Below are 12,371 nucleotides of genomic sequence, written 5' to 3' on the forward strand. Positions count from 1 at the left end.
GAGAGAACGACACATGTCCAAGCACACGCTCTCCGTCCTGGTCGAGAACACGCCCGGCATCCTCGCCCGGATCGCCGCGCTGTTCTCCCGCCGCGGGTTCAACATCGACTCCCTCGCGGTCGGCGTCACCGAGCACCCCGACATCTCCCGCATCACCATCGTCGTGAACGTCGAGGACCTCCCGCTGGAGCAGGTGACCAAGCAGCTCAACAAGCTGGTCAACGTGCTCAAGATCGTCGAGCTGGAGCCGCACAACGCCATCGAGCGCGAACTCGTCCTCGTGAAGGTCCGCGCCGACAACGAGACGCGCTCCCAGATCGTCGAGATCGTCCAGCTGTTCCGCGCCAAGACGGTCGACGTCTCCCCGGAGGCCGTCACCATCGAGGCCACCGGCGGCACCGACAAGCTCGGCGCCATGCTCAAGATGCTGGAGCCCTTCGGCATCAAGGAGCTCGTGCAGTCCGGCACGATCGCCATAGGGCGTGGCGGACGGTCCATCACCGACCGAAGCCTGCGTTCGCTCGACCGCACCGCCTGACACACCTGACACACCGGTTCGCATAGCGAGACCGGGAAACTCGGATTCCGTTCCCCGCCGTACGGTGGGAGCAACACCAGCGCACCAAGGAGATATCCCAGTGGCCGAGCTGTTCTACGAGAACGACGCCGACCTGTCCATCATCCAGGGCCGCAAGGTCGCGGTCATCGGCTACGGCAGCCAGGGCCACGCCCACGCGCTGTCGCTCCGTGACTCGGGCGTCGACGTCGTCGTCGGCCTGAAGGAGGGCTCGAAGTCCAAGGCCAAGGCCGAGGAGCAGGGTCTGAAGGTCGTCTCCGTCTCGGAGGCCGCCGAGTGGGCGAACGTCATCATGATCCTGACGCCGGACCCGCTCCAGGCCGAGATCTACGAGGAGTCCATCAAGGACCACCTCAAGGAGGGCGACGCGCTCTTCTTCGGCCACGGCTTCAACGTCCGCTACGGCTTCATCAAGCCCCCGGCCAACGTGGACGTCGCCCTCGTCGCCCCGAAGGGTCCGGGTCACCTGGTCCGCCGCCAGTACGAGGAAGGCCGCGGCGTGCCCTGCATCGCCGCCGTCGAGCAGGACTTCACCGGTTCCGCGTTCGACCTCGCGCTGTCCTACGCGGCCGGCATCGGCGGCACCCGCGCCGGCGTCATCAAGACCACGTTCACCGAGGAGACCGAGACCGACCTGTTCGGTGAGCAGGCCGTCCTCTGCGGTGGCGCCTCCGCCCTGGTCAAGGCCGGTTTCGAGGTCCTGACCGAGGCCGGCTACCAGCCGGAGATCGCCTACTTCGAGTGCCTGCACGAGCTGAAGCTCATCGTCGACCTCATGTACGAGGGCGGCCTGGAGAAGATGCGCTGGTCGGTCTCCGAGACCGCCGAGTGGGGCGACTACATCACCGGCCCGCGCGTCATCACCGACGCGACCAAGGCGGAGATGAAGAAGGTCCTCGCCGAGATCCAGAGCGGCGAGTTCGCCAACACCTGGATGGCCGAGTACAAGGCGGGTCTGCCCAAGTACAACGAGTACAAGAAGGCGGACTCCGAGCACCTGCTGGAGACCACCGGCAAGAAGCTGCGCAAGCTGATGAGCTGGGTCGACAACGACGAGAGCTGATCCGGCGCGGCGGCGGGGTCGGGGCGTGCGCGCTCCCGGCCCCGCCGCGGGCGCATCCCGATCCGATGAGGCCGGAATGTAGACCTCCCGTAGGGTGGATTGTCCACCCCGGCCAATCACGGACGGGTGATCCTTCCGTACAGGCGGAATTCCGTTCCGGAACCGCCACTACACTGCTCAACACAACGCGTCAGGCCCACAGTGTCGTGCGTCTTCCACGCGGCTACCCCCTCCACCGCCTGCGGCCGTCGGGACGGCCGTCCGCACTGGACTTGTGAGGACCCACGTGAGCTCGAAACCTGTCGTACTCATCGCCGAAGAGCTGTCGCCCGCCACGGTGGACGCACTCGGTCCGGACTTCGAGATCCGGCACGTCAACGGCGCCGACCGCGCGGAGCTGCTGCCCGCGATCGTCGACGTGGACGCCATCCTCGTCCGCTCCGCCACCAAGGTGGACGCCGAGGCGATCGCCGCCGCCAAGAAGCTCAAGGTCGTCGCCCGCGCCGGTGTCGGTCTCGACAACGTCGACGTCTCCGCCGCCACCAAGGCCGGCGTGATGGTCGTGAACGCCCCGACCTCCAACATCGTCACCGCCGCCGAGCTGGCCTGTGGCCTCCTCGTCGCCACCGCCCGCAACATCCCGCAGGCCAACACCGCGCTGAAGAACGGTGAGTGGAAGCGGAACAAGTACACGGGCGTCGAGCTGAGCGAGAAGACCCTCGGCGTCGTCGGCCTCGGCCGCATCGGCGTCCTGGTCGCCCAGCGCATGTCGGCCTTCGGCATGAAGATCGTCGCGTACGACCCCTACGTGCAGCCCGCGCGCGCCGCCCAGATGGGCGTCAAGATGCTGACGCTGGACGAGCTGCTGGAGGTCGCCGACTTCATCACGGTGCACCTGCCCAAGACCCCCGAGACCCTCGGTCTCATCGGGGACGAGGCCCTGCACAAGGTCAAGCCGTCCGTCCGCATCGTCAACGCCGCCCGCGGCGGGATCGTGGACGAGGCCGCGCTGTACGCGGCCATCAAGGAGGGCCGCGTCGCCGGCGCCGGCCTCGACGTGTACGCCAAGGAGCCCTGCACGGACTCCCCGCTCTTCGAGCTCGACCAGGTCGTCTGCACCCCGCACCTCGGCGCGTCCACGGACGAGGCCCAGGAGAAGGCCGGCATCGCGGTCGCCAAGTCGGTGCGCCTCGCGCTCGCCGGTGAGCTCGTACCGGACGCGGTCAACGTCCAGGGCGGCGTCATCGCCGAGGACGTCCGCCCCGGTCTGCCGCTCGCCGAGAAGCTCGGCCGCATCTTCACCGCGCTGGCGGGCGAGGTCGCGGTCCGTCTCGACGTCGAGGTGTGCGGCGAGATCACCCAGCACGACGTCAAGGTGCTGGAACTCTCCGCCCTCAAGGGTGTCTTCGAGGACGTCGTCGACGAGACGGTCTCCTACGTCAACGCCCCCCTGTTCGCGCAGGAGCGCGGCGTCGAGGTCCGCCTGACCACCAGCTCGGAGTCCCCGGACCACCGCAACGTGGTGACCGTGCGCGGCACCCTGTCGGACGGCCAGGAGGTGTCGGTCTCCGGCACCCTCGCGGGCCCGAAGCACCTTCAGAAGATCGTCGGTGTCGGCGAGTACGACGTGGACCTGGCCCTGGCCGACCACATGATCGTCCTGCGCTACACCGACCGCCCCGGTGTCGTCGGCAAGGTCGGCCACCTGCTGGGCGAGGCCGGTCTGAACATCGCGGGCATGCAGGTCGCCCGCGCCGAGGAGGGCGGCGAGGCGCTCGTCGTCCTCACCGTCGACGCCGAGGTCCCGGTCGACGTCCTCGCGGCCATCTCGGCCGAGATCGGCGCGGCTTCGGCGCGTACGGTCAACCTGGGCTGATCGCGGCACGGTCGTTCCGCGGCACGGGAAGGGCCCGGGGTGTGAACCCCGGGCCCTTTCGCTTGCCCCGTCCGCCGCGCGGATTCCGTTACGCCGCCCCGTGCGCGGCCTCCGGCAGGGGGCCGGCCTGCGCGGCGTCGGCGTCGGACCGGGCCTTGGCCTTGGTCTCGGCCGCGCCCTTCGCCGGGGCCGCAATGCCCCGCAGCAGGGCGGCGGCGAGCACCGCCGCCCCGAGGAGCAGCGCCGCCCCGCCCCAGGCGGCGTACTGCATGCCGTGGACGAACGCCTCGCGGGCCAGGGTCAGCAGATGGGCGCCCGCCTCGCCGCCGAGCTGCCCGGCGGTGGCGACCGCCCCGCCCAGGGTCTCCCGTGCGGCAGGCTCCGCGCCGGCCAGGTCGTCGCGGTAGACGGCGGTGCCGAGGCTGCCCAGCAGGGCCATGCCCAGCGCCCCGCCGAACTCCTGGCCCGTCTCCAGCAGGGAGGCGGCGGAACCGGCCTTCTCGGCGGGGGCGGCGCCCAGCGCCATGTCGGAGACCAGGGACATCACCGTGACGACGCCGGAGGCGAGCACACCGGCGCCGGTGAGCACGAGCCACAGCGAGTCGGTGTCCACGAGGGCGACCAGGCAGAACCCGGCCGCGGCGAGGAGGAAGCCGCCGGCGATGACGTAGGCGCGGTCGACCTGCCGGGCCAGGGTCGCGGAGACGGGAGCCGCGGCGCCGATCACGACCGAGGGGGCGAGGCTCCACAGGGCGGCTTCGAGGGTGCCCATGCCGAGTACGGACTGCAGGTACTGGGTGGTGAAGTACGCCGAGCCCATCATCGCGAAGGCGGCGATGGTGTTGAGACCGACGCCGGCGGCGAAGCCGCGTCCCCGGAACAGGGCCCGGGGGACCATCGCGTCCTCACGGGTGCGCCGGCGCCGTGCGAAGACGAACCCGAAGGCCAGGCCGGCGACGAGGCACAGCACGTAGCGGAGTTCGAAGCCCTCGGCGGCGATCTCCTTGAGGCCGTAGACCAGCGGCAGGACGGCGGCGGCGGACAGCGGGACGCTCAGCAGGTCGAAGCGGCCGGGGGCCGGGTCCTTGAACTCGGGGACCAAGGCGGGGACCAAGGCGAGCAGGAGCAGCATCGCGGGCACGTTGATCAGGAAGACCGAGCCCCACCAGAAGTGGTTCAGCAGGACGCCGCTCATCACCGAACCGAGGGCGATGCCGCCGGTCATGACGCCGGACCAGATGGCGATGGCCTTGCCGCGCTGGGCGGCGTCCTGGAAGAGGTTGCGGACGAGGGCCAGCGTGGACGGCATCAGGGTCGCGCCGCCGATACCGAGCAGAACGCGGGCCGCGATGAGCATCTCGGCGCTGGTGGCGTAGGCGGCGCCGATCGAGGCGAGGCCGAAGGCGGTGGCGCCGATCAGGAGGAGCTTGCGGCGGCCGATCCGGTCGCCGAGGGAGCCCATCGTGATCAGCAGGCCGGAGAGGGCGAAGGCGTAGCTGTCGAAGATCCAGAGCTGCTGGGTGGCGCTCGGGTCGAGCTGTCGGGTGATGGCCGGGATGGCGAAGTAGAGGACGGAGACGTCCATCGAGACCAGGAGCAGCGGCAGCACGAGGACCGTGAACGCGGTCCATTCGCGGCGGCCGGCGAGGGGAGCCGTAGCGGCGGGGTTCGTCATGAACGGAAACATACAGTTGTCATAAACGCTTGTCTATGACGGATGTGTAGAACTTCCGTCCCAGACAACCGTCTTGCTACGGTGGCGCTATGGGACATCGTGAAGATCTACTCGAAGGCGCCAAGAAGTGCCTGGTCGAGAAGGGGTTCGTACGGACCACCGCCCGCGACATCGTCGGCGCGTCCGGCACGAACCTGGCCTCGATCGGGTACCACTACGGGTCCAAGGACGCCCTGCTCACACAGGCGTTCATCGCGCTGATGGAGGAATGGGGCGACGGCTTCAAGGCCCGCCTGGGCGGGGAGCCGGGCACGCTGGAGCGGTTCCGTTCGGTGTGGGACAGCGTCCTCGCGCAGCACGAGGCGTCGAGCCCCGTCTGGACGGCCAGCCTGGAGGTGGCGCTCGGCCGGGACACGCGGCCGGAGTTGCGGGCCATGCTGGCCGCCTCGCAGGGCGAGGGGCGCCGGGGGCTCATCTCCATGCTGACCGGCACTCCGGAGGAGCAGATCACCGAGCGGGAGCAGCGCACGGTGGGCGCGGTCTACCAGGCCCTCCTGAACGGCCTGATGATCCAGTGGCTCTTCGACCCCGCGAGCGCGGCCACCGCCGAGGAGTTCACCGAGGGCATGCGCCGCATCGCGGCGGGGCTCGGCGGGGCGCCGGAGGGGGAGGAGCAGGAGGAGTAGGAGGAGTGGGGGCCGTGTGCGGGGCTGTCCGGTGGAGTTCCGGGACGCCGCGTCAATGACGGTCGGGGCTTCACCCGTTGGGGGTCGGGGTCGACGCTCTGGCCTGCGCGCCGTTGACCTCAGCCGTGCAGCCGGGCCGCCTTCAGGGCCATGTGGAGCAACAGGCGGTCCTCGCCGTCGTCCAGGTCGAGGCCGGTCAGTTGCTCCACCCGGCCCAGCCGGTAGTACAGGGTCTGGCGGTGGATCCCCAGCGCCGCCGCCGCGCGTCCCGCCTGGCCCGCGCAGTCGAGGAACACCTCGGCGGTGCGGGCGAGTTCCCGGTGGGCCGGGCCCAGCAGGGTGCGGGTCGCCGGGTCGTCGGCGGGGTGCGCCGTCAGGGTGGCCAGCATCCGGTACGGGCCGATCCCCGACCACTGCGCCACCGGCCCGAGCCGGGGCTGCGCCGAGGCCGCCCGCGCGGCGGCGGTGGCCTGCGCCCAGGCGGCGGGCAGCTCCGCGAGCGCCCGAACGGGCTCGGAAAGCCCGGCGGTCACCCCGCCGCGCCCCGACGATGCCGGCCGCCGCGCCCGTCCCGCCCCGGCCGGAGTCCCGGTGCCCGTTGCGGCCGTGCGCGGCAGGAGGCGGCCTACCGCCGTCAGCGCGGGAGCCAGGGCGTCCGCCGAGCGGAGTCGGACCAGGACCGCCAGTTGCCCGGCCCCGCCGCCGCCATCGGGGGCCGACTCCGGCGGGACCACGCACACCGCCGCCGCGCCCGGAACCTGGGCCGGCGCCTCCCCCGTCCAGGGGGCCACGCACACCGCCGCGTGCAGCCCGTCGGCACCCGGCCCGAGGGCCACCCGTAGCGCGGCCACCGCCATGTCCGCCTGCCAGCCCCGGGCGGCGGTGAGCACCGCGAGGAACTCCCGCGAGAGGTCCGCGCCCGCCTTGGCCTCCTCGGCGAGCAGCACCCCGATCCGCTGCGCCGCCTCCATGGCCGCGGCCAGCGCCTCCGGCCCGGGGCCTGGCTCCTGGTCCAGGAGCCACACGTAGCCCTGCACGATGCCCCGGTAGCGCACCGGCAGGCAGATCCGGCCCGTCAGGACCCCCGCGTCCGGGGCCGCCGGGATGCGGACCGGGCCGGTGGCGCGGGCGATGCCGAAGCCCTCGAACCAGCTGCGCACCGCCGCCGTCGACTGCCGGGTCAGGATCGAGCGCGTGCGCACGGGATCGAGGACGAGTTCGCCTCCGGCGCCGTCGCTGTCGTGCGCGCCGAACGCGATCAGGCGGAAGTCCCGGTTCTCCAGCGTCGCCGGGGCGCCCAGCAGCGCCGAGATCTCGTCCACCAGGTCCTGGTAATCGCCCTTCACCCGGCCATTCTCCCACCCCCGAACCGGCCCTTCAGACAGATGTATGAGATCGGGGACACGGATGCGTGACAGCTGTCGATGGCAGAGGATCGTGGAGATCCTTAGGTTTCACGGTGGTTTTACTCGCGTTTCCTTACGGCCGCAGCACACCCCGGCGGCGGACCGTATGTCCGCTTCTGCCACCCGTTGGAGGTGCCCCGTGCTGGGTCCCGCGATCCTCGCCGCTTCGCGCAGCGACAAGATGCGCCGAATCGTCTCTGCCGCCCCGGTGACCAAGCCGGTGGTGAACCGGTTCATCCCCGGTGAGACGGTCGACCAGGTCATTCCGATCGTCGAGGACCTCACGCGCGAGGGCCTGGAGGTCACGCTCGACGTCGTCGGTGAGGACATCACCGCCGTGGAGCAGTCCTACGCCGCCCGCGACGCCTACCTCCGGCTCATCGAGCGCCTGGCCCCCCTGGAGCTCGGCGAGAAGGCCGAGATGTCGGTCAAGCTGTCGATGTTCGGCCAGGCGCTGGAGGGCGGCCACGAGCTGGCCCTCGCCAACGTCCGCCCGGTCGTCGAGGCCGCCGCCGCCATCGGCACCACCGTGACCCTGGACGCCGAGGACCACACCACCCTCGACTCGATGTTCGCCATCCACGAGGAGCTGCGCCGCGACTTCCCGCAGACCGGCTGCGTGATCCAGGCGTACCTCTTCCGCACCGAGGCCGACGCCCGCCGGCTGGCCGCCGCCGGCAGCCGCGTCCGGATCGTGAAGGGCGCCTACAAGGAGCCCGCCGAGGTCGCGTACCAGGACAAGGCCGAGATCGACAAGGCGTACGTCCGGATCATGAAGATCCTGATGGAGGGCGACGGCTACCCGATGATCGGGTCCCACGACCCGCGTCTCATCGCCATCGCACAGGAGCTCGGCCGCCAGGCCGGGCGCAAACTGGATGAGTACGAATTCCAGATGCTGTACGGCATCCGCGGCGAGGAGCACCTGCGGCTCGCCGCCGAGGGCCACCGCATGCGCGTCTACACCGCCTACGGCACCGACTGGTACGGCTACTTCATGCGCCGTCTCGCGGAGAAGCCGGCCAACCTGCTGTTCTTCCTCCGCTCGATGATCACCAAGAACTAGGTCCACGAAACCAAGGTCAAGGAGTTACCCGCCCCATGGATGCTGTGACCCAGGTCCCCGCGCCGGTCAACGAGCCGGTCCACTCGTACGCGCCCGGCAGCCCCGAGCGCGCGCGTCTCGAGCTCCAGCTCAAGCAGCTGTCCGAGAACCCGATCGACCTCCCGATGACGATCAACGGCGTCAAGCGGATGGGTGGCGGCGAGCGCTTCGACGTCGTCCAGCCGCACGACCACAAGTCCGTCATCGGCACCTACGCGAACGCCACCGAAGCCGACGCCCGCGAGGCCGTCGACGCCGCCCTGGCCGCCGCCCCGGCGTGGCGCGCGATGTCCTTCGACGACCGCGCCGCGATCATCCTGCGCGCCGCCGAGCTGCTGGCCGGCCCGTGGCGCGAGAAGCTCGCCGCCTCCACCATGCTGGGCCAGTCGAAGACCGCGCAGCAGGCCGAGATCGACACCCCGTGCGAGCTCGTCGACTTCTGGCGCTTCAACGTGCACTTCGCCCGGCAGATCCTGGCCGAGCAGCCCGCCGCGAACTCCGCCGGCGTGTGGAACCGCAGCGACCACCGCCCGCTGGAGGGCTTCGTCTACGCGATCACGCCGTTCAACTTCACGGCCATCGCCGGCAACCTGCCGACCGCCCCGGCCCTCATGGGCAACGTGGTCGTGTGGAAGCCGTCCCCGACGCAGACCCACTCCGCCGTCCTGCTGATGGAGCTCCTGGAGGCCGCCGGCCTGCCCAAGGGCGTCATCAACCTGGTGACGGGCGACGGCATCGCCGTCTCCGAGGTGGCGCTGAACCACCCCGAGCTGGCCGGCATCCACTTCACCGGCTCGACCAAGACCTTCCAGTACCTGTGGAAGACGGTCGGCAACAACATCGAGAAGTACCGCTCCTACCCGCGCCTGGTCGGCGAGACCGGCGGCAAGGACTTCGTCGTCGCGCACCCGTCCGCGGACCGCGCGATCCTGAAGACCGCCCTGACCCGCGGCTCCTTCGAGTTCCAGGGCCAGAAGTGCTCCGCCTCCTCCCGTGCCTACGTTCCGGCCTCCATCTGGAACGACGGCTTCAAGGAGCAGTTCGCGGCCGAGGTCGACGGCCTCGCCATGGGTGACGTCCGCGACCTGACGAACTTCATCGGCGCCGTCATCGACGAGCGCTCGTTCGCCAAGAACAAGGCCGCGATCGACCGGGCGAAGTCCGACCCGACCTGCACGATCGTCGCCGGTGGCACGTACGACGACTCGGAGGGCTACTTCGTCCGCCCGACCGTCATCGAGTGCACCGACCCGGAGAACGAGGTCTTCACGACCGAGTACTTCGGCCCGATCCTCGCGATCCACGTCTACGAGGACGACAAGTACGACGAGATGCTCGCCCAGATGGAGAACGTCTCGGCGTACGCCCTGACCGGCGCCGTCATCGCGCAGGACCGCTACGCGGCGGCCGACACGATGGAGAAGCTCCGCTTCGCGGCGGGCAACTTCTACATCAACGACAAGTCGACCGGCGCCGTCGTCGGCCAGCAGCCCTTCGGCGGCGGCCGCGCCTCGGGCACCAACGACAAGGCGGGCGCCGCGTCGAACCTGCTGCGTTGGACCTCGACCCGCTCCATCAAGGAGACCCTGGTCCCGCCGACCGAGTACGGCTACCCCCACATGGGCTGACACCAGCCCCCGCCGAACCCCGCCCCCGCTCCGGTACCCCCAAGCCCGGAGCGGGGGCGGTATCCATTTCCGGGGCCGGTGACCCCCTAGATCTCGACCATGACCTGGTTCAGGGTCTTGCGGATCAGGTCCGGGACCTCGCAGTCGTCGGCGGGGTAGCCGACCGGGATGACGGCGAAGGCCTTCTCGTTCTCCGGGCGGTTCAGGACGTGGCTCAGGAAGCGCATCGGGCTCGGGGTGTGGATCAGGGCCGCGAGGCCGCTCAGGTGCAGGGCGGACAGGAGCATGCCGACCGCGATGCCGACCGACTCGTCGACGTAGTAGTGCTTGCGCTTCGTGCCGTCCGGGCCGAGCCAGTAACGCTGCTGGAAGACCACGATCAGCGCCGGGGCGTCCGTGAGGTGGGTCTTGACGGCGTCCGTGCCGATGGGGCGCAGGGCCGCGAGCCACTCGTCGCCGAGCCGGCCGTCGTAGGAGATCTGCTCCTCCTGCTCGGCGGCGGCGCGGATCTGCCGACGGATGTCGGGGTCCTTCACCAGGACGAACGTCCACGGCTGCTGGTGCGCCCCGGAGGGGGCCGTCGCCGCGCAGGCGATCGCGTCGCGGACGACCTGTTCGGGGACGGGGTCGGGGGAGAAGCTGCGCACGGTACGCCGCTCGTCCATCCGCGCGCGCAACTCCGCCGCGCGCGCGAGGGATTCGGGTGCGGGCATGCGCGCGGGCCGGTAGGCGACGGGTCGGTACGGCAGGCCATGGGTGGGGGTCCACTGCTGGGTTTCAGGCGACATGGGCAGATCTTCACGCGGCGCGACCCCCCGGGGCCAGACTCACGTCAGTGACAACTGTCCGTTGTGTACTGACAGGGGGGCTATGACCGTGGCGAACGTCGGTCGATTCGTGGACTGGGAAGGCTGCTTCAACGCCCGCGACCTCGGGGGTCTCGGCGCCGTGAGACCGGGGCCCTGGTGCGGGCCGACAGCCTCGACGGGCTCACCGCGCGCGGCTGGACCACCCTGACCGCGCACGGCGTGCGGACCGTCATCGACCTGCGCAACGACGACGAGACCGGAGTGGACCACCCCCGCGCCCGCCCGGCCTGACGACCCTGCGGATCCCCCTCGACGCGATCGAGCACCGAGACTTATGGGATGTCTGGTGGGACACTCCGGGTTTCGGAACCCCCGCGTATTTCCGGCCTTTCCTCGCCCGGCTTCCCCGACCACGTCGCGGCCGTGGCGCGGCGGTTGTGGGGGTGTTGGTAGCGTCCGGGGATGGGGATCCGGGACGCGGGGATGGTGCGGGCGCGGGTGCGGGCGTTGGCGGAGCGGGATCCGGGGGGTAGGCGGTTCGGGGCCGACACCCACCGGTACCGCCTGGCGCCGCCGCTGTCCGAGGCGGAGGTCCGCGGCTTCGAAGCGCGGCACGGGATCACGCTGCCCGCCGCCTACCGGAGCTTCGTCACGGAGGTCGCCGACGGCGCCGCGGGCCCTGCCCACGGCCTGCTGCCGTTGACCAGGCCGCGCCCGGAGGCGGGCGAGGACTGGGCCGTGGACGACGAGTGGGCCGACGATCGCCGGCCCGGCCGGCTCGCCGCGCCGTTCTCCCCGACCGGGCCGACGCAGGCGTCGACCGCCGGCACGCTGACTCTGGCCGAGCACGGCTGCGGGGTGTTCTTCCGGCTCGTCCTGAACGGGCCGCACGCGGGCGAGGTGTGGTGCCTCGACCCCGACTGGCGCGGCTTCACCCCGCGCAGCCCCGACTTCCACCACTGGTACACCGCATGGCTGGAGACCCCGTGAGCGTCCGCGTCCTCGTCCGGCACACCAGCGCCCTGTCGGGTGACGAACTCCTCGCCGTCCGGGCCCTGCTCGACGCGGCCTTCGAGGGGGACTTCGGGGAGGAGGACTTCGAGCACGCGCTCGGCGGCATGCACGCGCTCGTGTACGAGGGCGAGGGCGGGGTGCTCGTCGCGCACGGCAGTGTCGTGCAGCGGCGGGTGCTGCATCGGGGGCGGGCGCTGCGGACCGGGTACGTGGAGGCCGTGGCCGTACGCGCCGACCGGCGGCGGCGCGGGCTCGCCGGGGCGGTGATGGCGAGGCTGGAGAGCGTCATCGGACGGGCGTACGTGCTGGGCGCGCTGTCGGCGTCCGAGGCCGGCGCCGCCCTGTACGAGGGCCGGGGCTGGCGGCCGCACCCCGGGCCGATCGGCGTCCTCGGACCGGGCGGGCCCGAGCGGCTGCCCGAGGAGGAGGGCTCGACCTACGTGTGGACACCGCCCGGCGGGGTCCGCTTGGACCCGGCCGGGCGGCTCGACTTCGACTGGCGGAACGGGGACGTGGTGTAGGGCCTACAACC

Annotated in this window: 12 protein-coding genes; 9 read left to right on the forward strand and 3 right to left on the reverse strand. The window is 71.1% G+C overall.

The window, feature by feature from the left end; genetic code table 11:
* The first annotated feature begins 13 nt into the window (after nt 1-13).
* From ilvN to serA, 3 genes are all read left to right on the forward strand, one after another.
* A complete protein-coding gene (ilvN, locus tag M4D82_RS23540; protein WP_249767939.1) occupies nt 14-538 on the forward strand; it encodes an acetolactate synthase small subunit in 525 nt (174 codons plus the stop codon).
* A gap of 100 nt (nt 539-638) precedes the next feature.
* The gene (ilvC, locus tag M4D82_RS23545) at nt 639-1,640 is read left to right on the forward strand and encodes a ketol-acid reductoisomerase (protein ID WP_249767940.1); all 1,002 of its coding nucleotides are present in this window, start codon (nt 639-641) and stop codon (nt 1,638-1,640) included.
* A 286-nt stretch (nt 1,641-1,926) separates the two neighbouring features.
* Nucleotides 1,927-3,516 carry a phosphoglycerate dehydrogenase gene (serA, locus tag M4D82_RS23550; protein WP_249767941.1) on the forward strand — a complete coding sequence of 530 codons (1,590 nt, stop codon included), beginning with the start codon at nt 1,927-1,929 and terminating at the stop codon, nt 3,514-3,516.
* A gap of 88 nt (nt 3,517-3,604) precedes the next feature.
* Here serA and M4D82_RS23555 read toward each other — a convergent pair whose 3' ends face one another.
* Complete coding sequence (locus M4D82_RS23555) at nt 3,605-5,191, reverse strand: MFS transporter (protein WP_249767942.1); 1,587 nt, start codon at nt 5,189-5,191, stop codon at nt 3,605-3,607.
* 89 nt (nt 5,192-5,280) lie between these two features.
* Here M4D82_RS23555 and M4D82_RS23560 point away from each other — a divergent pair, with 89 nt between their 5' ends.
* Nucleotides 5,281-5,877, forward strand: coding sequence for a TetR/AcrR family transcriptional regulator (locus tag M4D82_RS23560; RefSeq protein ID WP_249767943.1), 597 nt, complete (start codon nt 5,281-5,283; stop codon nt 5,875-5,877).
* A gap of 119 nt (nt 5,878-5,996) precedes the next feature.
* Here M4D82_RS23560 and M4D82_RS23565 read toward each other — a convergent pair whose 3' ends face one another.
* A complete protein-coding gene (locus M4D82_RS23565) occupies nt 5,997-7,223 on the reverse strand; it encodes a PucR family transcriptional regulator (protein WP_249767944.1) in 1,227 nt (408 codons plus the stop codon).
* A gap of 199 nt (nt 7,224-7,422) precedes the next feature.
* Here M4D82_RS23565 and M4D82_RS23570 point away from each other — a divergent pair, with 199 nt between their 5' ends.
* Complete coding sequence (locus tag M4D82_RS23570; protein ID WP_249767945.1) at nt 7,423-8,349, forward strand: proline dehydrogenase family protein; 927 nt, start codon at nt 7,423-7,425, stop codon at nt 8,347-8,349.
* Nucleotides 8,350-8,384: 35 nt separating this feature from the next.
* Nucleotides 8,385-10,016, forward strand: a complete 1,632-nt coding sequence (pruA, locus tag M4D82_RS23575) for an L-glutamate gamma-semialdehyde dehydrogenase (protein WP_249767946.1) — start codon at nt 8,385-8,387, stop codon at nt 10,014-10,016.
* Nucleotides 10,017-10,102: 86 nt separating this feature from the next.
* Here pruA and M4D82_RS23580 read toward each other — a convergent pair whose 3' ends face one another.
* Entirely contained in the window at nt 10,103-10,804 is a 702-nt protein-coding gene (locus M4D82_RS23580) for a nitroreductase family protein (RefSeq protein WP_249767947.1), read from the reverse strand.
* Nucleotides 10,805-10,981: 177 nt separating this feature from the next.
* On the opposite strand from M4D82_RS23580, the gene M4D82_RS23585 reads away from it, so the two are divergent.
* The 3 genes from M4D82_RS23585 (at nt 10,982) to M4D82_RS23595 (ending at nt 12,360) form a co-directional block, all read left to right on the forward strand.
* Nucleotides 10,982-11,116 carry a tyrosine-protein phosphatase gene (locus M4D82_RS23585; RefSeq protein WP_249767948.1) on the forward strand — a complete coding sequence of 45 codons (135 nt, stop codon included), beginning with the start codon at nt 10,982-10,984 and terminating at the stop codon, nt 11,114-11,116.
* A 171-nt stretch (nt 11,117-11,287) separates the two neighbouring features.
* Complete coding sequence (locus M4D82_RS23590) at nt 11,288-11,815, forward strand: SMI1/KNR4 family protein (protein ID WP_283844499.1); 528 nt, start codon at nt 11,288-11,290, stop codon at nt 11,813-11,815.
* Nucleotides 11,797-12,360 carry a GNAT family N-acetyltransferase gene (locus M4D82_RS23595; protein WP_249767949.1) on the forward strand — a complete coding sequence of 188 codons (564 nt, stop codon included), beginning with the start codon at nt 11,797-11,799 and terminating at the stop codon, nt 12,358-12,360. Before M4D82_RS23590 ends, M4D82_RS23595 begins: the two co-directional genes overlap by 19 nt.
* Nucleotides 12,361-12,371: the final 11 nt, after the last annotated feature.

The sequence above is a fragment of the Streptomyces sp. RerS4 genome, from assembly GCF_023515955.1.
In the GTDB taxonomy this organism is placed as follows: Bacteria; Actinomycetota; Actinomycetes; order Streptomycetales; family Streptomycetaceae; genus Streptomyces.